We start from the raw sequence: 22,567 nt of genomic DNA on the forward strand, positions 1-22,567 counted from the left end.
AATGGGAGTAGGCCTGGGTGAAACGCACGCTCTTTTCCCGCTCGGGGGTGATGGTGAGGCCGCCGATGATGACGTCATACTTTTTCGCCAGCAGGGAGGGGATGATGCCATCCCAGGCGGTAGGCACGAACTCTACCTGCCAGCCGTTATCTGTGGCGAGGCGACGGGCCACGTCAATCTCGAAACCGATCAGGGCCCCCTGCTTGTCGCGCATCGCCCAGGGGCGAAGGTGGACATGCCGACCCGCAGGGTACCGCTCTGCTCGATCTGCGCCTGGGTGTCGGAAGGGGCAGTTTGTGCCAATGCGGGAGTGAGCAGGCTTGTCAGTAGCAGGGCAGCGCCCGACAGGGCGGTTTTGAACGATAAATTCATGGTTAGCGTCCTTGTTGATCCGGATTCAGGTGACGGGCCAGCGCCCGCGAACAGGCTGACAGCGTCAGGGTTAACAGCAAATAGAGGGCAGCTACGGTAAACCACACCTCAAAGGTCAGAAACGTATCGGCAACCAGAGTACGCCCTTCGTTGGTTAGATCGAAGATGGCGATCACACTCACCAGCGCCGAATGTTTGATAAGGGAGACCAGCTCGTTGGTGAGCGGCGGCAAGGTGATGCGCACCAGCTGGGGCAGGATCACCTTGCGCAGGGTGATGGCCCGTGACAAGCCAAGCGACTGGGCTGCCTCCCACTGTCCTTTGGGAATGGCCTGTACACCTGCACGCAACACCTCGGCGGTGAAGGCGCCCTGATAGAGGGAGAGGCTCAACACGGCGCAGGCAAGGGGGGCCAATCCCAGCATGGGGCCCAGCAAGAAATAGAGAATATAGAGCTGCACTAACTGGGGCGTGGTGCGCACCAGCGCCAGATAGGCGATGGCGAGCCAGGGGCCGAGCCGGGAGGGGAGCAGCCGCAGGCTAACCACGCACACCCCGACCGCCAGAGTGCCCAGCAGACTGAGCAGTGCCACCTGCAAAGTGACCAGCAGGCCGTTTAGCAGGGGGCCAGCATAAAAGTTCCCCTCATCCCACTCGCCGAGAAAGGGCAACACCCGCGGCCACTGCCACTCATAGCCCATCTGGCGAGCGCCGCTATAGAGCGCCCAGCCCAGTAGCGCAGAGAGCATCACAGTGCCTGACAACCAGCCAAGCAGGCGGGGGCGATTGAGCCTAGCCATGATAGCTGAGCACCTGTTCGAGGAAGGCCCGGGTGCGCGGGTGCCGGGGGGCGTTGAACAGCTGGGCGGGCGGGGCAGACTCGATAATCTTCCCTTCATCCATAAAGAGCACCCGATCCGCCACCTGACGGGCAAAGCCCATCTCGTGGGTAACGCAGATCAGGGTCATCCCCTCGTCAGCCAGCTCGCGGATCACATCGAGCACTTCGCGGATCATCTCGGGGTCGAGGGCGGAGGTGGGCTCGTCAAACAGCATCAGTTCGGGTTGCATGCAGAGGGAGCGGGCGATGGCGACCCGCTGCTGCTGGCCGCCGGAGAGCTGGTGTGGGTACTTGTCGGCCTGTGCCTGAATGCGCACCCGCTCGAGCAGCCCGAGCGCCCGGGCTTTGGCCTCCTGGGGGCGCAACCCCAGGGTATGCACCGGCGCCACCATCAGGTTTTCCAGCACCGTCATATGGGGGAAGAGGTTGAACTGCTGAAACACCATGCCAACCCGACCTTGCAGGCGGCGCAGGTAGGAAGGGGTCACCGGCTCGCCAAACAGGAACAGCTGGCCGTCGTCGATCCCCTCCAGCCCGTTGATGGTGCGGATCAGGGTCGATTTTCCCGAGCCTGACGGGCCACAGATAACCCACTTCTCTCCACGTTCAATGGTGAGATCGATGTGATGAAGAGCCTGAAAATCGCCATAGAATTTGTCAACGCCACAAAAGCGCACACAGGGTTGCGAGCTGGTCAAGAAGCGGGTTCCACTGAGAATCATTTACGCCATGGTATTGATTTTATAGGGGGATGACAAAGAAAACCCCCTTGTCAGCACCCTGATGGCTATTCACAATGGCGCCATTTCGTGATGACAGGAGCTTTTCATGCGTATTACATCCTTGCTTGCTGGTTCCCAGGTGCAGCTGTTGATGCCGCCAGCGGTTCGCTATCGCTGCGTCATTTTTCTGCTGTTGCTGGTGAGTTGGGGCGTGGTGGCGGCCTCCTTGTGGGATGGTTGGGGCGCCATGGCGCTGCTCAACTGGGTGGGCGTGGTCTTTGGTGGCATCACCGGGATCATGGTGTCGCTTCCCCGCAGCTGGCAGCCCTGGCGCCTGGCGGAGCTGGGGTGGGATGAACAGCATATCTATTTGCTCAATGGCAACAAGGATGAAGCGCTGGCACTGCCCCGCAGTCAGTTGGTGGCGCTCGAACGAGAGAGGCGAGTGGGTCACGACGGCCAGTGGCTCGACTTCAGCCTCGATCTGCAACTGAGTGAAGAGGAGCTGGCGGCGGCCATGGCCTTGCTGGATCTCAAGGCGGGGGAGCTGCATCTGGTGAGCCCGTCTGTCTATCGCTTCGGCTTTAAACGGGCCTGGCACGGTCGCCGGATGCTGACGCAACGGTTGTCAGATCTGCAATCGGCCTGAGTCGACTATTTTCTCGACAATTCCCGGCAAAGCTCAGATACTGCCAGTGACTCGAATTGATCTTGTCTGCACTGTTAACCCAAGAGATCAATCACTTGACGACAGTGTGGAGAAGGCCACGGCATGAAGCCATGGCAGGTCCGGCATAGGGGTTGTGCCCTTACCGTTATGCTGGGAATTGCATAGAGAAGGCACCTTGAATCGAGAGTGGATGGCATGAAGATTTACGTAGGAAATCTGTCGTACCGGATGACGGCCGACGAACTGAAAACCCTGTTCAGCCAGTTTGGACAGGTCGACAAGGTTGATATCATCATCGACCGCGATACCGGCCAGTCAAAGGGGTTTGGTTTTATTGAAATGCCGGTCAATGGTGATGCCGAAAAGGCCATCGCTGGTCTGCATGGCACAGAAGTCGGTGGCCGTACCATCACCGTCAACCAGGCCAAACCGAAGACAGATGCTCCCCGTGGTCGCCCGCAACAGCGCCACCGCTAAGGTACCTCGGCAATAAAAAAACGGCATGGGTTTCCCCCATGCCGTTTTTGTTTCTGGACGTTTTGCTGTGATCAGGGGACGTCGTAACCGAGCGCCGCCTTGCGGATGCGGAACCACTGCTGGCGATTGAGGACGATGGATTCGGTGGCCACGGCGGCAGCAATCCGCTCTCGTTTGCCGGAGCCAATCAATGGCAGCGGCTGGCTTGGCAGCATCATTACCCAGGCGTAGACCACCTGCTCGATAGTCTGGGCGCCCACTTCCTGACGGACCTGCTCCAGTTCGGCACGCAGCGGGGCATAGGCGTCATCGCTGAACAGTCGGCCGCCGCCGAGACATGACCAGGCCATCGGCTTGATGCCAAGCTGCTGGCACTGATCCAGGGTACCATCGAGGGTCCCTTCCTGATGAAGCGGCGAGATCTCCAGCTGGTTGGTGACCAGCGGGAAGGGGAGGCGCGATTGCAGCAGCTCGAACTGCCGGGCGGTGAAGTTGGATACCCCGGCGTGCTTGATCTTGCCCGCCTGTTTCAGGGTGATAAAGGCGTCGGCCACTTCATCTGCGTTCATCAGGGGATCTGGGCGGTGGATCAGCAGCAGGTCCAGATGGTCGGTGCCGAGCTTACGCAGCGAGGCTTCGGCGCTGGCGATGATATGGTCCTTGCCGGTGTTGTAGTGGTTGAGAGCATGCTCCGGCTTGGCGGTGAGGGCGATACCGCACTTGGTGACGATCTCTATCCGGCTGCGCAGGGAAGGCTCGAGGCGCAGGGCGTGACCAAAGGCCTCTTCGCACTGGTAGCCACCATAGATATCGGCGTGATCGATGGTGGTGACCCCCAGATCCAGATGATATTTCATCAGATCGAGCAGAGCGGCCGGAGAGAGCTGCCACTCCATCAGGCGCCAGTAACCCATGATGAGGCGAGAGAAGGTGGGGCCTTGCGGATGCAGGGCGACACGGGATACAGACATGGTTGACTCCTTGAAAAACACGATGCCAAAACGATGTGCAACATAGATGACTGCGGGCATCTTGGCCTCATGTGGCTGGCAAAGCAATAATGGGCAATGGCATGATTCGAACTTTGGTTCTGATCGCAGAGTAGGAGAGAGAGTTGGATGGAAGGATTTGCCGAGCGCTTGCAGAGCCTGATCGGGGAGATGAGCGTGAGCGCGTTTGCCCGCAAGGTTGGGCTCAGTGAAGCGCTGATCCGCAAATATTTGAAGGGAGCCGAGCCTGGCCTGGCGCGGGCCAACCAGATCGCCATGGGGGCCAACTGCTCGCTGGAGTGGCTGGCAACCGGCTGCGGTTATCTTTACCGTCAGGCGGAAGTGGTAGACAGGGAGGCGCTGGCAGCGGCGCAGCTACTGCTGGGCGAGCAGCAACCCGGGGTGGGGCTGCCCGATGAGGAGGCACTGGTCACCCTGCTCGCCTATTACCAGTTTTTGCGCACCCACAAGAAAGCGGACGGTTTTCTCGACTTGGCGCTGGCGCGGGAGTTTGGTCGCCATCTGGGGGAAGCGTGATGAGGGGCATATTACCCTTTGGTCGTGTCACGGCCGGTTGATTATTCTGATACGCTCTAAGCAAGATAAGTCTCCATGGAATGGGCGATGAGCTACTTGATCCTCGGAAGTGGTGCGCTGGGCTCGGCGCTGGCAAGAGAGCTGATGGCAAGGGGGGAGTCCTTCCTTCTTGCCGGGCGCACCTATCCAAAAGGGATCGAGATGGGGGCTTTCTTCCCGCTGCAAGAGGTGGACGCCATCTCGTTCGACGCCCTGTTTACCCTCTACGACACCGATCCGCTTCCCACTGTGGTGATCAACACCATCGGCCTGTTGCACGATGTCAGCTTTATGCCAGAGCGGCGGGTCGAAGAGGTGCACCCCAAGTGGCTGTGCGACAGCCTGCTGGCCAATGCCTGGCCAACGCTGGCGCTGGCTGCCCGTTTCAGTCGGTTGATGGGCAATGACCATCCGCTGTGGCTCTGTGCCATCTCTGATCTGGCGGGCTCCATCACCGCCAATCTGGAGGGGGGACGTTACAGCTACCGGATGAGCAAGGCGGCCCTCGACATGGGGGTGAAAACCCTGGCCCTTGAGTGGACGCAGCGTTTCCCGCAAGCAGGGGTGGTGGCCGTTGCGCCCGGCTTGATGGACTCCCCGATGAATACCCCCTTTCTGAGCGAGTTGCCTGCGGAGCAATTGCAGGAGCCTGCCGAGGTGGCGGTGAAGCTGCTCAATCTCATCGAGGGGTTATCGTTGACCCAATCGGGTCAGCTGCTGGATCTCAAAGGTCAGCCGCTGCCTTGGTAAATCCCGCCTGCGGGTTCTATGGACGTCTATTGGCTTCACATTCTGCTCATGCGCCCCTTGCCAAGCGAGGGGCGCATGGCTAACGTCACTCTCCTGTTTCAGGAGGGATCTCATGCGCTATATCGATTTACGAAGTGACACCGTCACCCAGCCTACTGACGCCATGCGTCAAGCCATGCTCCACGCCGCAGTCGGTGACGATGTCTATGGTGAAGATCCGGGCGTCAACGCGCTGGAGGCCTTTGGGGCAAGATTGCTGGGCAAACAGGCGGCGCTGTTTGTGCCGTCCGGCACCATGTCCAATCTGTTGGCGGTGATGAGCCACTGTCAGCGCGGTGAGGGGGCTATCCTCGGCAACGCCGCTCACATCTATCGCTATGAAGCGCAGGGGAGTGCCGTGCTGGGCTCCGTAGCCCTGCAACCCTTGCCGATGCAGCGCGATGGCACGCTGGCATTCGATGATATCAAGGCTGCGCTGGCCCCTGATGATGCCCACTTCGTCCAGACTCGCCTGATCTGCCTTGAGAACACCCACAACGGCAAGGTGCTGCCGCTCTCCTATCTGCAGGAGATGGGGGCATTCGTTGCCGATCGCGGCTTGAAGCTTCATCTCGATGGCGCCCGGCTCTTTAACGCCGCCGTGGCCAGCGAGACCCCGGTCGGGGTGATCGCTGCACCGTTTGACAGCATCTCGATTTGTCTCTCCAAGGGGTTGGGCGCACCGGTGGGCTCGCTGCTGGTGGGCAGCCACGATTTCATCGCCCGTGCGCGCCGCCTACGCAAGATGCTGGGGGGTGGCATGCGTCAGGCGGGGATTCTGGCGCAAGCCGGTCTGTTTGCCCTCGAGCAGCATGTGACCCGTCTGGCCGATGATCACCGCCGTGCCAAACGGCTGGCCGAAGGGTTGGCTGCACTCCCGGGCATCGAGCTCGACCTCTCGCTGGTGCAGAGCAACATGGTGTTCCTGCGGCTGCGGGAGGGGGAATCGGCCCCTCTGCTCGCTTTTATGAAGGAGCGGGGGATCCTCTTCTCCGGTTACGGCGAGCTGCGGCTGGTGACCCATCTGCAAATCAACGATGACGATATTGAAGAGGTGATCGACGCCTTCACCGAGTATCTCGGGGCGCGTTGAGACGGCTGGTGAGGTAGAGGTTATACCAAGACCTGTTCATACCGAAATAACAGAGGGCGCCGCGGCGCCCTCTGTTATTTGCTGCAAGCTCAAGCCTGCCGCTGGCCGCTCATCAGCATGGCCTCATCAGTGGCATCGTAGATCATCACCGCGATGTGGGTCACCTGACCGCCGAAATCGGCCAGTGGCACCAGGGTCAGGTTCTGGAACATGTGGGGGGCCGAGCCGGTAATGGGGCGGTAGTTGGAGAAACGCAGCAGATAGGGCTTCTGCTCCCAGGTGCTGAAGGCGCGGTTGTTGAGTTTGAAGACCATGTTGGCCTTGCGTTCGAACCAGGCTCTGTCCACATCGGGGAAGAGCTCGAACAGTACGCCATCGCGCACGTCACTGGCCAGTCGGCCGCTGTGGCTCTCCATAAAGCCGTTCCACACCTGTACCTTGTACTCCTTGTCGAGCACAACCAAGCCTACGTCCAGGTTCTGGACTATGTTCATCAGCCAATGAAATTCACGGATTTCCATAGTCACTCCTAGAGCATGTGCATGATTTTGTTGTTCATGGTGGCGATGGAATCTTCGGTAAACAGCAGCAGCAGATCACACTGCACCGCGTAATCCTGGATCCGGTAGTTGATCTCGATGGCGAGCGTGCGGCGCCAGCGACTCTTGTTGGTGTTGATCAGCTCGTTGATGGGTCTGTGCTGGCCGAGCACCACCGGGTGTCCCTGACTGAAGGGGGTGTCGAGCTGGTTGGCGTAGCCACGCAGGAAGGCGCCGATCAGCACGTTGGAGGTATCCATCAGCAGCTCCAGTTCGGCGGTGCGATCCAGCGTCCCCTGATGGTTCATCAGCTTGGCCAAATCTTTGAAGCTGGAGTCATGGAACAGGATCAGCGCTTCACCGGCGATCCCCGCTCCGATAAACCCCTGACAGACGGCGGAGAGGGTATCTGAATCCGCAGCGGCCGAGAGGGCCATATGCAACTCTGATACTTCCAGCACGTTGACGTTGGGGATGGGCAGCACCACGAAGGCGTTGAGCAGACGAGCCAGCAAGTCGGCGGCCTGACCCATGGAGACGTTGGCCAGCTCCTGATAGACATCGCGGATTTCGGGGGTGATCTTGACGCCTGCATCGGCTACAACGCCGTTTGGCTGCAGCTCGGGGGCGCTTGCTTGACCGCTTGGGGCGGCACTCCAGAAATCATGCTTTTTGAGCAGGGCGAGCAGGGTTTCTGGGGCGGCGGGTTTCTTGATGAAATCGAGCGCCCCCAGCCCCATGACCCGTTGATAGGCCTCTGGCTGGATATCCCCGGAGACCACGATCACCTTGTTGCGTAGACCCTCCCGTTGGAGGGTCTCCAGCACGCCGTAACCGTCCATTTCCGGCATGGTCAGATCGAGGAAGATGAGATCGCCATGACCCATCAGCACCTGTTCGATCCCTTCGAGACCATTGGCTGCGTAGTGCAAATCGACTTTCCAGTCGGCCGGGAGCGCCCGCGCCAGCTGTTTGCGGGCGAACCCGGAGTCATCACATATCAATACATTCATGGCGTTAGGCAGGCTCTGTTGGCAAGGGATGCTATAAGTGTGGCCCGCTAACGGTCAGATGCAATGGGTGAGGCTATCACCTTGTGAAAATTGGTTGTCCCACTGCCGATTGCGATAGCGTGCTGAGTATTTTTCAACAAATTCAACGAACATCTTAACACGCAACGGAGCGAACTGGTGCTGGCAACACAACATGTAGAAGGGGCGATTGCCGGTTTGCCAGTCGGTCAGTACCGGCACCAGCTGCTCGTCATGGAGGAAGCTGCTCAGATAGTGCAGCGGGGCGTTGACGATCCCCAGATGACGCCGGGCTGCGCGTACCGCGGCCTGGGTCTGGTTGACGGTCAGTTTGGCGCTGCGTTTGATGCAGACGCTCTGGCCATCCTTGTCGGTCAGCTGCCAGTGCTGGTGAGGCCAGCAGTAGATGAGATCATGCTCTTCCAGCTGGTTGGGATGGGAGGGGGTGCCCTTCTTGGTCAAATAGAGTGGTGAGGCAAACAGGCCGTACTCGATATGGCCGAGACAGATCGCATTGGGCAGCGACTGGGGCAGCTCACCGTTGAAGAACACCAGGTCCCGATCATTGTCGAACAGGTGCTGGTGATCATTGGTCTGGGTGATATCGAACTGTACCTCGGGATAGTGCAGCCCGAATTCGGCCAGCATATCGATGAGGATGGTGTTGGAGAGCGCGATGGGCGCCGCTACCCGGATAAGCCCGGTGATGTCGGCCTCTTGACCCTGGATCTCGCTGGTGGCCTGCTCGATTTGTGCGAGTGGCGTGCAGAGACGTTCGTAGTATCTGAGGCCATCATCGGTAAGGCGGAGCTTGCGGGTAGAGCGATGTAGCAGGGAGCAACCCAGTTGCTCTTCCAGCTGGGAAATGCGTCGACTGATGGTGCCTGTTGGCATGCCCAGTGCGGCTGCAGCGTGGGAGAATCCTCCCTCTTGCACCACCTTGACGAACAGGTAGAACTCTTCGATGTGCTTCATAAACGCTGTTCTGGGTGTAACAAGGGGGCAACCATAAAAAGAGCGTTCCGGGTTGGCAAGGGTAATTCAGCGTTTAATTGATCTGGATTCGATTTCTGTTGATACCAGTTCTCCACCCGCCCGTCATCTCAGTTTCCCCGAGCTGGTGATTATTCCGGCACGATGCCAAATGGTACTGCGGCAGTGATGTTTGCCATATTCCCTGATTTGTTCCGCTATAACCGCAGGCGAAGGCCGATATTGCAACCTGATGGAAGGGCACCGGGTTGCTCTGCGTACTCAGCCGGGGTGGTTTGCCATCCACTGCCAATGTGATGCAGATCATATATTCGGGTTTTGCTCATTGCCTGTTGAAAAATGAATTTGGGGTATATCAATTCCGCCTTAGTGAACTATTTTTGTCCGTTTTGGCGTTTTTTTGGCTGTTTATCCATCCGCTTGGTTAATTAATGGAAGCTTTGTGACAGAGAGTGATGACTATTTCCACCATTGATTTAAATGTTAATAAAAAATTTGTCGCAGCAAATATGCAATTGCTCTTTCAAGGTCTCGAGTGGATAGCTCTTAGTGCTTGTTTTTACTGGGGAAAAAAGTTAAAAATCGACTATATGATTTGCTTGGATTAACAGGGTCCTTGGCTGAGTCCTTTGTAGTATTGCCGTACGGGCTGCCCTGTTGTTGATATCTGAAATAGTTTTGTCCGCTCTTGGCTATGTGAAAAGGGATAATGGCCGAGAGGTATTTGCACCTTGCATTCTGCAGCTAGCGGTTTGCCAGATCTGTTTTCCGGTTAACCAGTGACCATCCAGCATGAATGACCTTGACCAGATGAATACGCTTGACGAACGGTTACTGAAGACGATGGATGTTCTGCATACCCCGATCTGGGTTTATGACATCGAGCATCACCATATTTTCTGGGCAAACAGCGCCGCGCTCTCCGTGTGGGAGGCGACGTCTCTAGACGAACTCTGCTCCCGCGACTTCTCTGCCGATATGGCAACCGCCATCGATCTGCTGCTGCAGCGCTATCTGGGTGATTTTCAGCAGGGGCGCAGTTACAACGAGTGGTGGACCCTCTCCCCAAAGGGGGTCAAGAAGCAGATCTATCTGCGCCTATCTGGTATTCAACTGGCTGGCAGGCTGATGATGATGACCGAAGCGGTGCTCGACTCCGATACCCTCTATCAGGAGTCGTCGCTGGCAACCGGCGATACCCTTGCCTGCCTGTTCGATAGCCATGGTGTGTTCGAGAGTGGCAACTATCACTTCGAAATGTGTTTCGGCCACCAGATCGCCAAGCTCTCCCAGGTTTTCTCCGGCAATGATGACAGCTTCTACCAGAAGCTCTCCCGTCTCGATGAAGTGGTGACCGAGGGGGAGTGCCGTACCCTCAAGGGGATGCGCTGGTTCCAGTATCAGTTCCGCTATATCCAGCAGGGGGCCCGCATTCTGCTCACCATGCGGGATATTACCGATCGCAAGCTCGAGGAGCTGGAGCATCGCCACCTCGCCTGGCACGACTCCCTGACCGGCCTGCTCAATCGGTATGGCTTGATGAAATCCCTTGAGGCCTATTGCGGGCTGGGGGAGCGTTTCGCGCTGGTGTTCATGGATCTGGACAACTTCAAGCTGGTCAACGACAACTACGGCCACAAGGCGGGAGATCGCCTGCTGGAGCGGGTCGCCGGTCGCCTCAAACAGATTTGCCCGCGGGATGTGGAGCTGGCTCGCCTCGGTGGCGATGAATTCACAGCACTGGTGCCGCTGGGCAATCAGGGGGATCGGGCGCAAGAGGTGGCCGATCAGATGCTCTCCCAGATGACCAAGCCGCTGCAACTGAGCGGGCTGCCGGAGGTGACCATCGGCGGCAGTATCGGTATCGCCATCTATCCCGATGATGCGGATGACGGGGACAACCTCATCACCCGTGCCGATATGGCCATGTATCAGGCCAAGCAGATGGGGCGGCTGCGCTGGCAGCGTTTCACCCCCAGCATGCAGCAGACCCTGCAGCGCAAGCTCAATCTCAAACAGTTTCTGGCCAAGGCCATCGGCCGCCAGGAGCTGAGCCTCTGTTACCAGCCGCAGGTCGATGCCGCCAAACGGCGTCTGATCGGTTACGAGGCGCTGCTGCGCTGGTACAACCCGGTGCTCGGCCATGTGTCGCCGGTGGAGTTTATCCCGCTGGCCGAAGAGATGGGGCTGATCCGCGAGATCGGCAGCTGGGTGCTCTCCACCGCGCTGGCACAGGTCGCCAGCTGGCAGAAGCGCTTCCATCAGCGGGTGCCGGTCTCCGTCAACCTCTCCGGTTTCCAGCTCTCGTCGGCCTTGCCCGGGCAAGTTCGCCAGCAGCTGGAGCTGCACGGGGTGGATGCCTCCCTGTTGACGCTGGAGCTGACCGAAACCGTGCTGATGCTCGATATGAAGGGGTGCCTCGGCATTCTCGATGATTTGAGCGAGCAGGGGATCAAGATTGCCATCGATGATTTCGGTACCGGCTACTCCTCGCTGGCCTATCTCAACCGGTTGCCGATCAACAACATCAAGCTGGATCGCTCCTTCGTGGTCGGTCTCAACTTGCCGGTGATCCGGGCGACTGCGGCCATGGCCACCAATCTGGGGTTGGGGATCATGGCGGAAGGGGTGGAGGAGCCTCACGAGCTGGCCGCCCTGCAGACCCAGGGGTGCCATGTGTTCCAGGGATATCTGTTCAGCAAGCCGCTGACGGTGGCGCAAGTCGAGGCGAGCGGTTTTGTGGTGGAGTGCCAGGTCGGGCGTTATCCACTGCTAGATGCCGTGATGGCAGAGTAACAAGTGTGCGTTAGGCCACAACTTGGGATTTTATTCCGCAATATTTAATCAAAATTAATCATTCTTTTGCGATCGGTCATGAGACGGATTGGCTGGAATTGCTAGCATGCGACCTCGTTTCTAGGGAAAGGAGTATCGCAATAATGAGTCATGCTGCTGTCAATGACCGTCCGGCCAGCCCTCCCAAAGGTTGGCTGAACCGTTTCCTCAATGGCGTCGAGAAAGCCGGGAACAAATTACCCGACCCCGCCATGCTGTTCCTCTACGCCTTGCTGATCGTCTGGGTCGGCTCCTGGGTGTTGTCACAATTCCAGTTTGATCTGGTCAATCCCCGTACCGGGGAGGCGGTAGTGGTCAACAACCTGCTGACCGGTGCCGGTCTGGCCGAGTTTCTCTCCACCATGGTGACCACCTTTACCGGCTTTGCCCCGCTCGGGATCGTGCTGGTGGCCATGCTCGGGGTCGGGGTGGCCGAGCAGTCCGGTTTTATCAATACCGGTCTGAAAAAGTTGCTGAAAGTGACGCCTGCCCGTTTTCTCACTCCCATGCTGATCCTGGTAGCGATCGTCAGCCACACCGCCGCAGATGCGGGTTATGTGCTGGTGATCCCCATCGGTGGCATCATCTTCCACGCTGCCGGACGCCATCCGCTGGCGGGGATCGCCGCTGCCTTTGCCGGTGTCTCCGGCGGTTTTGCCGCCAACTTCCTGCCCTCCGGCGGGGATGCGCTGCTGCAGGGCTTTACCCAGTCCGCCGCTCAGTTGCTCGATCCTGACTACATGGTCAACACCCTGTGCAACATCATCTTTACCGGTGCCTCTTCGCTGCTGATCATCTGTGTCGGCTGGTTCATCACCGAAAAGGTGGTGGAGCCGCGCCTCAAGCATGTGGCGCTCAACGAGGATCTGGAGAGTGCCGACGAGATGGGGCGCTACAGCGCGCAAGAGAGCCGAGCCTTCAACTGGGCCGGTTTTGCCATGCTGGCGGCTATCGTGCTGCTGGCGCTGGCGCTCTCCCCGAGCGACTCACCGCTGCGTGCTGCTGATGGCTCTCTTACCACCTTCGCTGCACCCGTGATGAAGTCCATAGTGCCGCTCATCTTCCTGCTCTTTATCCTGCCCGGGATTGTCTACGGCTTTGTCGCAGGCAGCTTCAAGAGTGGCAAGGATGTGATCGATGCCATGGCGGCCACCATGAACAAGATGGGCTCCTACATGGTGATGGCCTTCTTCTGCGCGCTCTTTATCAAGGCGTTTGGTGACTCCAATCTGGGCACCCTGCTGGCCCTCTCCGGTGCCGAAGTGCTCCATGCGCTGGCGCTGCCCGGTGAGGTGACTATCGTCGGGATGATCCTGCTCACCGCCACCGTCAATTTGGTAGTCGGCTCGGCCTCCGCCAAGTGGGCGCTGATCAGCCCGATCCTGGTACCCATGTTGATGGCGGTGGGGATCTCCCCCGAGCTGACCCAGGCGGCCTATCGGGTCGGGGATTCTGCTTCCAATATCATCACCCCGCTGATGGTCTTCTTCCCGCTGGTGGTGGTCTATTGCCAGCAGTATGTGAAGAGCACCGGGATCGGTACCCTGGTCTCCATGATGCTGCCCTACTCGCTGGCCTTCCTGGTGAGCTGGACGATTTTCCTGCTGCTCTACTGGGCGCTCGGCTTCCCGCTCGGGTTGCAAGCCCCTTACGTCTATCCGGCCCCTTAAGCTGGGTGTGCGAGGGAGCCTTGGGCTCCCTCGTTTTTTTCGCTATGGTGTTACCTCATTTTGGAGGTGCCATGAATCAGACCATCGATCTTCTCCTTTCCCATCGCTCCATTCGTCAGTTCACTGCCGAGCCGATCGCACCGCAGCAGTTGGATGCCATACTCGCCGCCGCCCAGTCAGCCTCGACCTCGAGCTTTTTGCAGGTGACCAGTATTGTGCGAGTCTGCGAGCCCGAGGCGCGTCAGCAGTTGGCCATGCTGGCGGGCAATCAACCCTATGCGGAGCAGTTGCTGATCGGTGCCATCGACGGCGCCCTGATGGCGCAAAACGCCTTGCTGGCGGCGCAGTCGCTGGGGCTGGGCGGGGTCTATATCGGCGGCATTCGCAACCATCCGGCCGAGGTGAGCGAACTGCTCGGCTTGCCCCATCAGGTGATCCCGCTGTTTGGCCTCTGCCTTGGTCATCCTGCCCAGCAGCCGGAGCAGAAACCCCGTCTGCCCAGGGGATTGGTGGTGCATCAGGAGCGCTACCAGCACGAGCTGGATCGCGACCTGCTGGCCCGGTACGATCAGCAGATCGCGGACTACTATCAGGCCCGCAGCAGCAACAACAAGCAGCAGACCTGGAGCGGCCAGATCCGCGCCATTCTGGGCAAGGAGTCCCGCCCTTTCATGCTGGGATTCCTGCAATCGCGGGGCTTTAACCTCAAGTAATGGCGCTGATGGGCGATACTATGGGGAGGTGACCGTCATGGTCATCATCCCCTGATCCTGCAATCTCTCCCTGAGACCGGGGGCACAGCTTGGTGACAAATCGTGGGCAAGGGGGGATCTGCAGGCTACCTTAAGTGGGTAAGCTGTTGTAGGATCACGCAATTGGATAGGAACAGGGGTTTGGACATCCTATGATTTTAACTTTGGTATTGCTGTCTATTGGCGCACTCCTGTTTTTGGTTATCGCCTATAACGTGGTGCAGCAATATAAGCAGAAGGCAGAGGCGGACAAGCGTCACGCCGTTGCCAGACACAAGACGGTGGCTGACGAGACCGAAGAGGTGTTGCTGAACGTCAATCTGGTGCCTTTCTCCAAGAACATGGTGTTGCTGTTGCAGCACCGGATCCTCGATGCCTATCGCGCTATCGCCCAGGTGATGCCGAACAATCAGATCAAGCAGCGCATCGTTGATGTACAGACCCAGATCAAGAATGTGCAGGAGAACTACAGCGTGCAGGATGAGGGGCAGTTCAAGACCCCGGAGTCCGATCGTCAGGCGATCCAGATGCTGCAGCTGGTCAAGAAGATGCGGGCCGTGCTGCGGGTCGAGCACAACAAGGGCAAGATTGACCCTCAGGGATTTGCTCAGGAAGAGCGCCGCCTCGAGCTGATGCAGCTCAAGATCAACATCTCCAATCTGGTCAAGCGGGCGATGGATGCCCGCATTCAGGGCCAATATGGTACATGCCGCCAGCTCTATACCAAGGGTCTGTCGGCCATGGCGAGCGTGGGCGACAAGGATCCCTATCTGCTGGCCCGTGAAGAAGATATGCGTCAGGGGCTCAAGGAGCTTGAAGAGCTGCAGCAGCAAAATAGCGCGCAGGATCTGCAAAACATCAAGGACAAGGAAGCCGACGAGCTCGATGTCTTGTTTCAACCCAAGAAGAAATGGTAAGCATGTCCCATCCACTCGATTCCACACTGGGGCCAATGGCCCCATTTGTTTCTCAGCTGTTGGCCGAACTGGCCGCCACTGGCGTCACAATTTCACAGCCAACGGTCGATCACCTCTGTTATCGGGCGGCTACCCTGCAGGAGTACCGCGCGCTATGTGCTGTGCTGGCTGAGGCAGGTACCTTGCTGGTGGAGGGTATGATTGGCGGACGTCCCATCGCCACTTATCAGTTGCATCAGCCGCTGTTGGCTGGTGAGGTACAGGTACCCTGTATCGAGCTGGCAGCGCCGAAACCGGGTCGCGCCCATCAGGCGGGGCTGGAACATATCGAGCTGGTGGTCACTTCACTGCAAGATCTGGTAGCGTGCTATCCCGAGCTGCCATTCAAAACCGGCAACATGCAGGATACCCGCAACCCCGATATTGGCCTGATGTTGCCCTCCGGACAGATCAAGTTTCATCTGCGCTCGCTGGCTGAGGTGATCGCCGAAGAGGTGGAGACCGGTGCAGTGGTCGCGGTGCCTGCGGATTATTTCGATCAGGAGTGATCCTGCTCTAAATGCGGTGCGAGCCTGACAGGCTCTTGAATAACACAGCAAAAGGGGTCACCGGTGTGACCCCTTTTGTTATCTGGCGGTGCAGGGTTGCGAGATCGCCATCTGCTCGTGAGTGACCCTGTTTGCGCTGAACCAATTACCCGTGTCGGTGGGGTTGCTGGGCGGGCAGTGGCGACTGGCTTCGCTGCTTGAGACGGCCGAGCCAGAGGCTCAAGCCCGCCGTCAGGATGAGGACCAGTTCAATTCCCATGACCAGACCGACCAGCTCGCCTTGCTCCCAGAACGGGTGCAGGTAAAGCCCACCCAGACTGGCTCCCAGATAGTAGGCCACCAGATAGAGGGAGGAGGCGAGGGCGCGGTTGTGTTCGACATGATGACCGACCCAGGCGCTGGCGCAGGCGTGTGCCAGGAAAAAGCCGAAGCTGGAGATCAGCAAGCCACTCAGGATACCGAGCAGGCTAGCTTGCAGCAGCCACAGACTGCCGATAGCCATCAGCGCGATCCCCACTAGCAGCATGCGTTGTGCCCCCCAGTGGTTGGCAAAGCGGCCGCTCAGTGAGGAGGCTACAGTCCCCGAGAGATAGGTGAGAAACAGCATGCCGAGCCATTGGGTGGGCAGGGAGAAGGGGGGCTTGGCCAGCAAGAAGGTGAGGTAGCTGAACTGGTTCAGAAACACCATAAAGTTGAGGCCGCCAATCAGATAGGCCCCTACCAGCAAGGGATTGGTCAGGTGTTGTTGCAAGGCGCGAGCAAATTGGCCGCGAACGGGGGCGCTCGCCACAAAGCGGGTCTGATGGGGCAGCAGCCAGAAGACCAGCGGCAGCAGTAACAGGCTGATTACACCGATCCCCAGAAAGGTATGCTGCCAGTCGCCAAACCAGCCCGCCAACAGACCGCCGACCACCCGACCGGCAATGCCACCGAGGGAGTTGGCGGCAATATAGACACCCACCGCCGAGAGCAGCGCCCGTTTGCTGAACTCTTCCCCCATATAGGCAATCGCGGTCGCGGGCAGTCCTGCCAGCAGCGCGCCCTGCAGGATGCGTAGCAGCAGCAGGGTGCCAAACTGCTCAACCAGCGGGATTAACAGTGAGAGCAGGATCGCCAGGGTGAGGGTACCCAGCATGACTTGCCGACGGCCATGGCGATCCGCCAGTCTGGCGCAGATCAGCAGGGAGGCGGCGAGGCCAGCAGTGCATCCTGCCAGGGTCCAGCTGGCCGAGAGGGAGTTGACCGAGAAGACCTCGGCGATCAGGGGTAACAGGGGATGGGTCTGGTAGAGATTCAGAAACACCAGAAAAGAGCCCAGGCTGAGGGCCTGGGTTGCACGTATCCACTCGCGACTTCCAACTTCAATCATTGCGTATTGTCCTGACTACTTTTGGTCAGGGTAGAGCCCTTGCGGTTATAAATATAATATATTTAAGTTATCTATCTCATAAGATAAATTGATACATGGATCTGAAACAGCTCACCTATCTGCTGGCGGTCAGGGATGCCGGCTCATTTACCAAGGCAGCTAACAGTCTGCATGTGGCACAACCGGCCATCAGCATGGCCATCGCCAAGCTGGAGCAGCAGCTCGAATTGCGCCTGTTTGATCGACAGGATCGGGCGGTACGGCTCACCCCGGAGGGAGAGGTGCTCTGTCGCCATGCCGAGCGCTTGTTGTTGCAGATGCATCAGGCCGAGGCCGAGATGGCCGAGCTCAAGGGGCTGGAGCGGGGGGAAGTGCGGATCGGGATCCCCTACATGATGGGCTCCTACTATTTCCCCCCTCGTCTGATGGCCTTCAAGCATCGCTATCCCGGCCTCAAGATCCGGGTCGAAGAGGCCGGCACCCGTGAGCTGCTCAGCCGGATGGTGGATGGCTCCCTCGATCTGGCCATTCTCATCACCAGTGATCTCCCCCCGCCATTGAGGGGGCACATCTGCTGAGCGAAGAGATGTTGATGGTGGTGGGGGACGATCACCCCTTGCGTGGCGCATCGGCCGTCACCCTCTCGCAGTTTTTCGCTCAGGAGCTGGCGCTGTTTCGCCGTGGCTTTTATCACCGGGAGCATATGGAGGCGCTGGCCCAGAGCCTGGGCGTTGAACCCGATATCGCCTTCGAGAGCAATCTTATCCCTCTGCTCAAGGCGGTGGTGCGGCAAGGCTTTGCGGTGACCACCTTCTTGCGGATGGTGTTGGAAGAGGAGCCAGATCTGAGTGGCGTGCCCTTCGACCCGCCCATCTATCTCGATCTCTGCGTGGCGTGGCGGCGTGGCGATCCGCTCTCCATGGCCAACCGTGCCTTGCGCGATTTTCTACTTAAGGATCGCCCGGCCTGATGGCGGCGGGCCATTGCTGAAAGTTTGTTACTATTAACGGTGGGTTCGCTTGAGGGCTACACCATGAAATTGCAGCAATTGCGCTATATCGTCGAGGTGGCCAACCACAGGCTGAATCTGTCGGCCACCGCCGAGAGCCTCTTTACCTCCCAGCCCGGGATCAGCAAACAGGTGCGGATGCTGGAGGATGAGCTGGGGATCCAGATCTTCGAGCGCAGCGGCAAACACTTGACCCAAATCACCCCCATAGGTCGTGATGTGATCAAAGTGGCCGCGGAGGTGCTGGACAAGGTCGCCACCATCAAGGTCATGGCCAGGCAGCATGTGCATCCGGAGCAGGGAACCCTCACCATTGCCGCCACTCATCTGCAAGCCCGTTATATTCTGCCCGCCATCCTCAAGGGTTTCATGGCCCGCTTTCCCAAAGTTGCCGTAACTGTGATGCAAGGGAGTGCGGCGCAGTGCCGCGCAGCCGTGCATGATGGCGCGGCCGATCTGCTGCTGGCGGATGAACCGGAGGAGGGGAGCGATCTGCTCATGCTCCCCTCTTTTCAGTGGCAACGGGGCTTGGTGCTACCCAAGGATCATCCGTTGGCCAAAGCAACATCGCTGACCTCGGCCGAGCTGGTGGAGTTTGCATTGGTGACCGATGGAAGGGCGCTCTCCACAGCTCATGGCACTGATTGCGCTCATGCCGAGAGCCGGATCGCCTGCTGTGCGAGCGACAGCGATGTGCTCAAGACCTATGTCAGACAAGGGATGGGCATCGGGGTGATGGCAACTTTTGCCTGGGAGCCCCAGCGCGATGGCGATCTGGTGCTCAAAACGGCGCCCTGGCTACCAGGCTGTGTGGCCGCTATCGGGTTGCGCAGAGGGGCATTTTTATGCGGCTATCTCTACGATCTGATTGAACGTCTCGCGCCGCAATTGACCCGCGAGCGGGTCGAACAATACTGTGCTGCCCGCACTGGCGAAGAGCTTGAAGCTCTGCTGGCCAATCTGACCGTACCACAGCTATAGCCAGGGTTGATGTGTGGTCGTTCCAAGAAAAACGCCTCCGATTGGGAGGCGTTTGACTATCTGGCATTCGTCAATGCAGGCTCATTTTTTGAGCATGTGATCCAGCTTGTTGGCCTTGGTCGACAGATAGAACTCGTTGTGGGGATTGCGCCCTTCCTGCAACGGTACCCGTTCGGCCACCGGAATACCGAAGGATTCCATGGCTTTCATCTTGCGCGGGTTGTTGGTCATCAGTTTGAGAGACTTGACCTCAAGCTGCTTGAGCATATCGGCGCAGATGGTGTAGTCGCGCATATCGGCGGCGAAACCAAGGGCTACGTTGGCCTCCACGGTATCGGCCCCCTGATCCTGCAGGTGATAGGCGCGGATCTTGTTGAGCAAGCCGATGCCACGGCCCTCTTGACGCACATACAGCAACACGCCACGACCGGCTTTGGCGATATTTTCCATGGCCGCCTGCAACTGGAAACCGCAGTCACAACGCAGGCTGAACAGGGCGTCGCCGGTCAGGCACTCTGAGTGGATCCGGCCCAGCACAGGCTCTTCACCGGTAATGTCGCCCATCACCAGTGCGGCGTGATCTTTGCCTGTGCCGGTTTCCTGAAAACCTACCAGCGTGAAGGTGCCCCAGGGGGTTGGCAAGTTGGATTTGGCCACGAGGGTAACGCTGCTCATAGGTTGCTCCTTACTACTAACGGCTCAAAAAAGGGGGCCAGTTTAGCGCGCCTTGTCAGGAACGACCATAAGAACAAGTCCCTGCATTGCTTAATGAAATCTCCAAATGAGATACAAGCACAGCTGTCCGGCGGGGTTTTGGCCCTTTGTGCGGATTGATGACTGCCAGGCTCACCACATTCGGGTATAATCGGCGCCCATTAACCCACCCCTTCGGGATGGGAGCAACACAGTGCAGGAGAGAAGTTATGCCTCAGATGGCCCCCGTAATGACAATTGATGGCCCCAGTGGTGCAGGTAAAGGCACCTTGTGTCAGCTGCTTGCTGAGAAGCTGGGTTGGCACTTGCTGGACTCGGGCGCCATCTATCGGGTGTTGTCCCTGGCCGCCCTGCATCACGATGTAGAGCTGGACAGTGAAGCCTCACTGGTGCCACTGGCTGCCAATCTGGATGTGCAATTTCAGGTTGAGGGCGATCTGGTCAAGGTGATCCTGGAAGGGGAAGATGTCTCCCGCACCATCCGCACCGAAGAAGTGGGTAATGCTGCCAGTAAAATCGCCGCCTTCCCCCGGGTGCGCGAAGCCTTGCTGCGCCGTCAGCGGGCATTTCGTCAGGCCCCGGGTCTGATTGCCGATGGTCGTGACATGGGTACCGTGGTTTTTCCCGAGGCCGAGGTGAAGATTTTCCTCGACGCCAGTGCCGAAGAACGGGCCCAGCGTCGCTATAAGCAGTTGCAAGATAAGGGCTTTGATGTTAACTTTGAGCGTCTTTTAACCGAGATTCGGGAACGTGACGATCGCGACAGAAATCGCGCTACTGCCCCCCTGAAACCGGCAGAAGATGCTCTGGTGGTAGACTCTACCGCCATGACCATAGATGAAGTGCTGGCAACAGTGCTCGCCTATGCAGAGCAACAACTTGGTGATGCCAGCGCAAGCTGACATCCGGTCGTCTGCACCAAGGAAGGCGCAGATTATTTAAAACAGCCCCGCTTGTGCCGGATTGCAAGTGGATGTTTCATTTGTGACATAAACAATGATCGAATCTTTTGCTCAACTCTTTGAAGAGTCCCTGAACGCCGTTGAAACCCGTCAAGGTTCCATCGTCAAGGGTACTGTCGTTGCTATCGAGAACGGTTTCGTACTGGTTGACGCCGGTCTGAAATCCGAGTCCGCTATCCCGGCTGAAGAATTCAAGAACGCCATGGGCGAGCTGGAAATCAACGTCGGCGACACCGTTGACGTGGCTCTGGACTCTATCGAAGATGGTTTCGGCGAAACCAAGCTGTCCCGCGAAAAAGCCAAGCGCCACGAAGCCTGGCTGCAGCTTGAGAAGGCTTACGAAGAGCAAGCTACCGTTATCGGTATCATCAACGGCAAGGTCAAGGGTGGTTTCACCGTTGAACTGAACGGCATCCGTGCCTTCCTGCCGGGTTCTCTGGTTGACGTGCGTCCGATCCGTGACACCGCTCACCTGGAAAACAAAGAACTCGAGTTCAAAGTCATCAAGCTGGACCAGAAGCGCAACAACGTTGTTGTTTCTCGTCGTGCCGTGATCGAGACCGAGAACACCTCCGAGCGCGAAAGCCTGCTGGCTAACCTGCAAGAAGGTCAAGAAGTTAAGGGTATCGTCAAGAACCTGACCGACTACGGTGCATTCGTAGATCTGGGCGGTGTTGACGGCCTGCTGCACATCACCGACATGGCGTGGAAGCGCGTTAAGCATCCTTCCGAAATCGTCAACGTTGGCGACGAGATCGCTGTCAAGGTTCTGAAGTTCGACCGCGAGCGTACCCGTGTATCCCTGGGTCTGAAGCAGCTGGGCGAAGATCCCTGGGTTGCTATCGCCAAGCGTTACCCGGAGACCACCCGTCTGTCTGGCCGCGTGACCAACCTGACCGACTACGGCTGCTTCGTTGAAATCGAAGAAGGCGTTGAAGGCCTGGTACACGTATCCGAGATGGATTGGACCAACAAGAACATCCACCCGTCCAAAGTTGTTAACGTTGGCGACGTGGTTGACGTGATGGTTCTGGACATCGACGAAGAGCGTCGTCGTATCTCCCTGGGTCTGAAGCAGTGCAAATCCAACCCGTGGCAGCTGTTTGCCGAAACTCACGCCAAAGGCGACCGTGTTTCCGGCAAGATCAAGTCCATCACTGACTTCGGTATCTTCATCGGTCTGGATGGCGGCATCGACGGCCTGGTTCACCTGTCTGACATCTCCTGGAACAACCAGGGCGAAGAAGCCGTGCGTGAATTCAAGAAAGGCGACGAGATCGAAGCCGTTGTTCTGCAAGTGGATCCGGAGCGTGAGCGCATCTCCCTGGGTGTCAAGCAGATCGAAGAAGACCCGTTCAACAAGTACCTGGCTGACAACAAGAAAGGTGCTATCGTGAAGGGTAAGGTTACCGAGGTTGATGCCAAAGGTGCCGTTATCGAACTGGCTGATGGCGTAGAAGGCTACCTGCGTGCCTCCGACGCTGCTCGTGACCGTGTAGAAGACGCCACTCTGGTGCTGTCTGTTGGTGACGAAGTTGAAGCTAAATTCATGGGCGTTGATCGTAAGAACCGCACCGTAAGCCTGTCTGTCCGTGCTAAGGACGAGGCTGATGAGCGTGTTGCTATCGATAACCTGAACCAGCAAGAAGAAGTTGTGTTCAGCAATGCTATGATGGAAGCGTTCAAAGCCGCCAAGGGTGAGTAATCCTTGATGCAAG

The 22,567-nt window shown here is 58.2% G+C and carries 23 protein-coding genes and 1 pseudogene; 14 read left to right on the forward strand and 10 right to left on the reverse strand.

Annotated elements, in window-relative coordinates; all coding sequences use genetic code 11:
* The 4 genes from ACTG2W_RS00005 to ACTG2W_RS00020 form a co-directional block, all read right to left on the reverse strand.
* Positions 1 to 214: transporter substrate-binding domain-containing protein (locus ACTG2W_RS00005; RefSeq protein WP_440015961.1), on the reverse strand; the 214-nt coding region annotated here is incomplete at its 3' end.
* Entirely contained in the window at positions 190 to 372 is a 183-nt protein-coding gene (locus ACTG2W_RS00010; RefSeq protein WP_440015962.1) for a hypothetical protein, read from the reverse strand. The genes ACTG2W_RS00005 and ACTG2W_RS00010, both read right to left, overlap by 25 nt.
* 2 nt (positions 373 to 374) lie before the next feature.
* Positions 375 to 1,172 carry an amino acid ABC transporter permease gene (locus ACTG2W_RS00015; protein ID WP_106844499.1) on the reverse strand — a complete coding sequence of 266 codons (798 nt, stop codon included), beginning with the start codon at positions 1,170 to 1,172 and terminating at the stop codon, positions 375 to 377.
* The gene (locus tag ACTG2W_RS00020) at positions 1,165 to 1,935 is read right to left on the reverse strand and encodes an amino acid ABC transporter ATP-binding protein (protein WP_075115892.1); all 771 of its coding nucleotides are present in this window, start codon (positions 1,933 to 1,935) and stop codon (positions 1,165 to 1,167) included. The genes ACTG2W_RS00015 and ACTG2W_RS00020 overlap by 8 nt, the downstream gene beginning before the upstream one ends.
* Before the next feature lie 106 nt (positions 1,936 to 2,041).
* On the opposite strand from ACTG2W_RS00020, the gene ACTG2W_RS00025 reads away from it, so the two are divergent.
* Both ACTG2W_RS00025 and ACTG2W_RS00030 read left to right on the forward strand, forming a co-directional pair.
* Complete coding sequence (locus tag ACTG2W_RS00025) at positions 2,042 to 2,584, forward strand: hypothetical protein (RefSeq protein WP_106844498.1); 543 nt, start codon at positions 2,042 to 2,044, stop codon at positions 2,582 to 2,584.
* A gap of 216 nt (positions 2,585 to 2,800) precedes the next feature.
* Positions 2,801 to 3,082, forward strand: a complete 282-nt coding sequence (locus ACTG2W_RS00030) for an RNA recognition motif domain-containing protein (protein WP_005337180.1) — start codon at positions 2,801 to 2,803, stop codon at positions 3,080 to 3,082.
* A 71-nt stretch (positions 3,083 to 3,153) separates the two neighbouring features.
* On the opposite strand, the gene ACTG2W_RS00035 is transcribed toward ACTG2W_RS00030, so the two are convergent.
* On the reverse strand, positions 3,154 to 4,053 hold the full coding sequence (locus ACTG2W_RS00035) for an aldo/keto reductase (RefSeq protein WP_106844540.1): 900 nt from the start codon (positions 4,051 to 4,053) through the stop codon (positions 3,154 to 3,156).
* A gap of 147 nt (positions 4,054 to 4,200) precedes the next feature.
* Here ACTG2W_RS00035 and ACTG2W_RS00040 point away from each other — a divergent pair, with 147 nt between their 5' ends.
* The 3 genes from ACTG2W_RS00040 to ltaE all read left to right on the forward strand — a co-directional run bounded on the left by ACTG2W_RS00040 (position 4,201) and on the right by ltaE (position 6,529).
* Positions 4,201 to 4,608, forward strand: a complete 408-nt coding sequence (locus ACTG2W_RS00040; protein WP_005351138.1) for a helix-turn-helix domain-containing protein — start codon at positions 4,201 to 4,203, stop codon at positions 4,606 to 4,608.
* An 87-nt stretch (positions 4,609 to 4,695) separates the two neighbouring features.
* On the forward strand, positions 4,696 to 5,397 hold the full coding sequence (locus tag ACTG2W_RS00045) for a short-chain dehydrogenase (protein ID WP_106844497.1): 702 nt from the start codon (positions 4,696 to 4,698) through the stop codon (positions 5,395 to 5,397).
* A 112-nt stretch (positions 5,398 to 5,509) separates the two neighbouring features.
* A complete protein-coding gene (gene ltaE / locus ACTG2W_RS00050) occupies positions 5,510 to 6,529 on the forward strand; it encodes a low-specificity L-threonine aldolase (protein WP_106844496.1) in 1,020 nt (339 codons plus the stop codon).
* Between the two features lie 89 nt (positions 6,530 to 6,618).
* Here ltaE and ACTG2W_RS00055 read toward each other — a convergent pair whose 3' ends face one another.
* Genes ACTG2W_RS00055 through ACTG2W_RS00065 form a run of 3 tightly spaced genes read right to left on the reverse strand, consistent with a single transcriptional unit; the run spans position 6,619 to position 9,074 of the window.
* A complete protein-coding gene (locus ACTG2W_RS00055) occupies positions 6,619 to 7,050 on the reverse strand; it encodes a PAS domain-containing protein (RefSeq protein WP_005337175.1) in 432 nt (143 codons plus the stop codon).
* A gap of 8 nt (positions 7,051 to 7,058) precedes the next feature.
* Complete coding sequence (locus ACTG2W_RS00060; protein WP_106844495.1) at positions 7,059 to 8,081, reverse strand: response regulator; 1,023 nt, start codon at positions 8,079 to 8,081, stop codon at positions 7,059 to 7,061.
* Between the two features lie 54 nt (positions 8,082 to 8,135).
* A complete protein-coding gene (locus ACTG2W_RS00065; RefSeq protein WP_047438361.1) occupies positions 8,136 to 9,074 on the reverse strand; it encodes a LysR family transcriptional regulator in 939 nt (312 codons plus the stop codon).
* Between the two features lie 861 nt (positions 9,075 to 9,935).
* Here ACTG2W_RS00065 and ACTG2W_RS00070 point away from each other — a divergent pair.
* The 5 genes from ACTG2W_RS00070 to ACTG2W_RS00090 all read left to right on the forward strand — a co-directional run bounded on the left by ACTG2W_RS00070 (position 9,936) and on the right by ACTG2W_RS00090 (position 15,814).
* Positions 9,936 to 11,888 (forward strand): putative bifunctional diguanylate cyclase/phosphodiesterase, encoded by a 1,953-nt coding sequence (locus ACTG2W_RS00070; protein ID WP_013723827.1) that lies wholly within the window; start codon positions 9,936 to 9,938, stop codon positions 11,886 to 11,888.
* A 143-nt stretch (positions 11,889 to 12,031) separates the two neighbouring features.
* Positions 12,032 to 13,597 carry an AbgT family transporter gene (locus tag ACTG2W_RS00075; protein ID WP_106844494.1) on the forward strand — a complete coding sequence of 522 codons (1,566 nt, stop codon included), beginning with the start codon at positions 12,032 to 12,034 and terminating at the stop codon, positions 13,595 to 13,597.
* 71 nt (positions 13,598 to 13,668) lie between these two features.
* Positions 13,669 to 14,310, forward strand: coding sequence for an oxygen-insensitive NADPH nitroreductase (gene nfsA, locus ACTG2W_RS00080; RefSeq protein ID WP_429195653.1), 642 nt, complete (start codon positions 13,669 to 13,671; stop codon positions 14,308 to 14,310).
* A gap of 191 nt (positions 14,311 to 14,501) precedes the next feature.
* Positions 14,502 to 15,266 carry a hypothetical protein gene (locus ACTG2W_RS00085; protein WP_005337161.1) on the forward strand — a complete coding sequence of 255 codons (765 nt, stop codon included), beginning with the start codon at positions 14,502 to 14,504 and terminating at the stop codon, positions 15,264 to 15,266.
* Positions 15,260 to 15,814, forward strand: coding sequence for a VOC family protein (locus tag ACTG2W_RS00090; protein ID WP_181281704.1), 555 nt, complete (start codon positions 15,260 to 15,262; stop codon positions 15,812 to 15,814). The genes ACTG2W_RS00085 and ACTG2W_RS00090 overlap by 7 nt, the downstream gene beginning before the upstream one ends.
* Positions 15,815 to 15,959: 145 nt before the next feature.
* Here ACTG2W_RS00090 and ACTG2W_RS00095 read toward each other — a convergent pair whose 3' ends face one another.
* A complete protein-coding gene (locus ACTG2W_RS00095; protein ID WP_106844491.1) occupies positions 15,960 to 17,183 on the reverse strand; it encodes an MFS transporter in 1,224 nt (407 codons plus the stop codon).
* A gap of 95 nt (positions 17,184 to 17,278) precedes the next feature.
* Here ACTG2W_RS00095 and ACTG2W_RS00100 point away from each other — a divergent pair.
* Positions 17,279 to 18,153: pseudogene (locus tag ACTG2W_RS00100) on the forward strand (LysR family transcriptional regulator).
* 63 nt (positions 18,154 to 18,216) lie between these two features.
* Positions 18,217 to 19,173, forward strand: a complete 957-nt coding sequence (locus ACTG2W_RS00105) for a LysR substrate-binding domain-containing protein (protein WP_106844490.1) — start codon at positions 18,217 to 18,219, stop codon at positions 19,171 to 19,173.
* A gap of 81 nt (positions 19,174 to 19,254) precedes the next feature.
* Here the strand turns inward: ACTG2W_RS00105 and ribA are convergent, their stop codons facing one another.
* Positions 19,255 to 19,848, reverse strand: a complete 594-nt coding sequence (gene ribA / locus ACTG2W_RS00110; protein ID WP_106844489.1) for a GTP cyclohydrolase II — start codon at positions 19,846 to 19,848, stop codon at positions 19,255 to 19,257.
* A 248-nt stretch (positions 19,849 to 20,096) separates the two neighbouring features.
* Here ribA and cmk point away from each other — a divergent pair, with 248 nt between their 5' ends.
* Together cmk and rpsA are read left to right on the forward strand one after the other, a co-directional pair.
* Entirely contained in the window at positions 20,097 to 20,789 is a 693-nt protein-coding gene (gene cmk, locus ACTG2W_RS00115; protein WP_019444698.1) for a (d)CMP kinase, read from the forward strand.
* Between the two features lie 94 nt (positions 20,790 to 20,883).
* Complete coding sequence (gene rpsA / locus ACTG2W_RS00120; RefSeq protein ID WP_005337148.1) at positions 20,884 to 22,554, forward strand: 30S ribosomal protein S1; 1,671 nt, start codon at positions 20,884 to 20,886, stop codon at positions 22,552 to 22,554.
* Positions 22,555 to 22,567: the final 13 nt, after the last annotated feature.

This window comes from Aeromonas sp. 96A (assembly GCF_051919165.1).
Lineage (GTDB): Bacteria > Pseudomonadota > Gammaproteobacteria > Enterobacterales > Aeromonadaceae > Aeromonas > Aeromonas veronii.

Bases quoted from the DNA above. Each gene is read 5' to 3' on its own strand.
- ACTG2W_RS00010 (WP_440015962.1), bottom strand. From the start codon at position 372: ATGAATTTATCGTTCAAAACCGCCCTGTCGGGCGCTGCCCTGCTACTG.
- ACTG2W_RS00015 (WP_106844499.1), bottom strand. From the start codon at position 1,172: ATGGCTAGGCTCAATCGCCCCCGCCTGCTTGGCTGGTTGTCAGGCACT.
- ACTG2W_RS00020 (WP_075115892.1), bottom strand. From the start codon at position 1,935: ATGATTCTCAGTGGAACCCGCTTCTTGACCAGCTCGCAACCCTGTGTG.
- ACTG2W_RS00025 (WP_106844498.1), top strand. From the start codon at position 2,042: ATGCGTATTACATCCTTGCTTGCTGGTTCCCAGGTGCAGCTGTTGATG.
- ACTG2W_RS00030 (WP_005337180.1), top strand. From the start codon at position 2,801: ATGAAGATTTACGTAGGAAATCTGTCGTACCGGATGACGGCCGACGAA.
- ACTG2W_RS00035 (WP_106844540.1), bottom strand. From the start codon at position 4,053: ATGTCTGTATCCCGTGTCGCCCTGCATCCGCAAGGCCCCACCTTCTCT.
- ACTG2W_RS00040 (WP_005351138.1), top strand. From the start codon at position 4,201: ATGGAAGGATTTGCCGAGCGCTTGCAGAGCCTGATCGGGGAGATGAGC.
- ACTG2W_RS00045 (WP_106844497.1), top strand. From the start codon at position 4,696: ATGAGCTACTTGATCCTCGGAAGTGGTGCGCTGGGCTCGGCGCTGGCA.
- ltaE (WP_106844496.1), top strand. From the start codon at position 5,510: ATGCGCTATATCGATTTACGAAGTGACACCGTCACCCAGCCTACTGAC.
- ACTG2W_RS00055 (WP_005337175.1), bottom strand. From the start codon at position 7,050: ATGGAAATCCGTGAATTTCATTGGCTGATGAACATAGTCCAGAACCTG.
- ACTG2W_RS00060 (WP_106844495.1), bottom strand. From the start codon at position 8,081: ATGAATGTATTGATATGTGATGACTCCGGGTTCGCCCGCAAACAGCTG.
- ACTG2W_RS00065 (WP_047438361.1), bottom strand. From the start codon at position 9,074: ATGAAGCACATCGAAGAGTTCTACCTGTTCGTCAAGGTGGTGCAAGAG.
- ACTG2W_RS00070 (WP_013723827.1), top strand. From the start codon at position 9,936: ATGGATGTTCTGCATACCCCGATCTGGGTTTATGACATCGAGCATCAC.
- ACTG2W_RS00075 (WP_106844494.1), top strand. From the start codon at position 12,032: ATGAGTCATGCTGCTGTCAATGACCGTCCGGCCAGCCCTCCCAAAGGT.
- nfsA (WP_429195653.1), top strand. From the start codon at position 13,669: ATGAATCAGACCATCGATCTTCTCCTTTCCCATCGCTCCATTCGTCAG.
- ACTG2W_RS00085 (WP_005337161.1), top strand. From the start codon at position 14,502: ATGATTTTAACTTTGGTATTGCTGTCTATTGGCGCACTCCTGTTTTTG.
- ACTG2W_RS00090 (WP_181281704.1), top strand. From the start codon at position 15,260: ATGGTAAGCATGTCCCATCCACTCGATTCCACACTGGGGCCAATGGCC.
- ACTG2W_RS00095 (WP_106844491.1), bottom strand. From the start codon at position 17,183: ATGATTGAAGTTGGAAGTCGCGAGTGGATACGTGCAACCCAGGCCCTC.
- ACTG2W_RS00105 (WP_106844490.1), top strand. From the start codon at position 18,217: ATGAAATTGCAGCAATTGCGCTATATCGTCGAGGTGGCCAACCACAGG.
- ribA (WP_106844489.1), bottom strand. From the start codon at position 19,848: ATGAGCAGCGTTACCCTCGTGGCCAAATCCAACTTGCCAACCCCCTGG.
- cmk (WP_019444698.1), top strand. From the start codon at position 20,097: ATGCCTCAGATGGCCCCCGTAATGACAATTGATGGCCCCAGTGGTGCA.
- rpsA (WP_005337148.1), top strand. From the start codon at position 20,884: ATGATCGAATCTTTTGCTCAACTCTTTGAAGAGTCCCTGAACGCCGTT.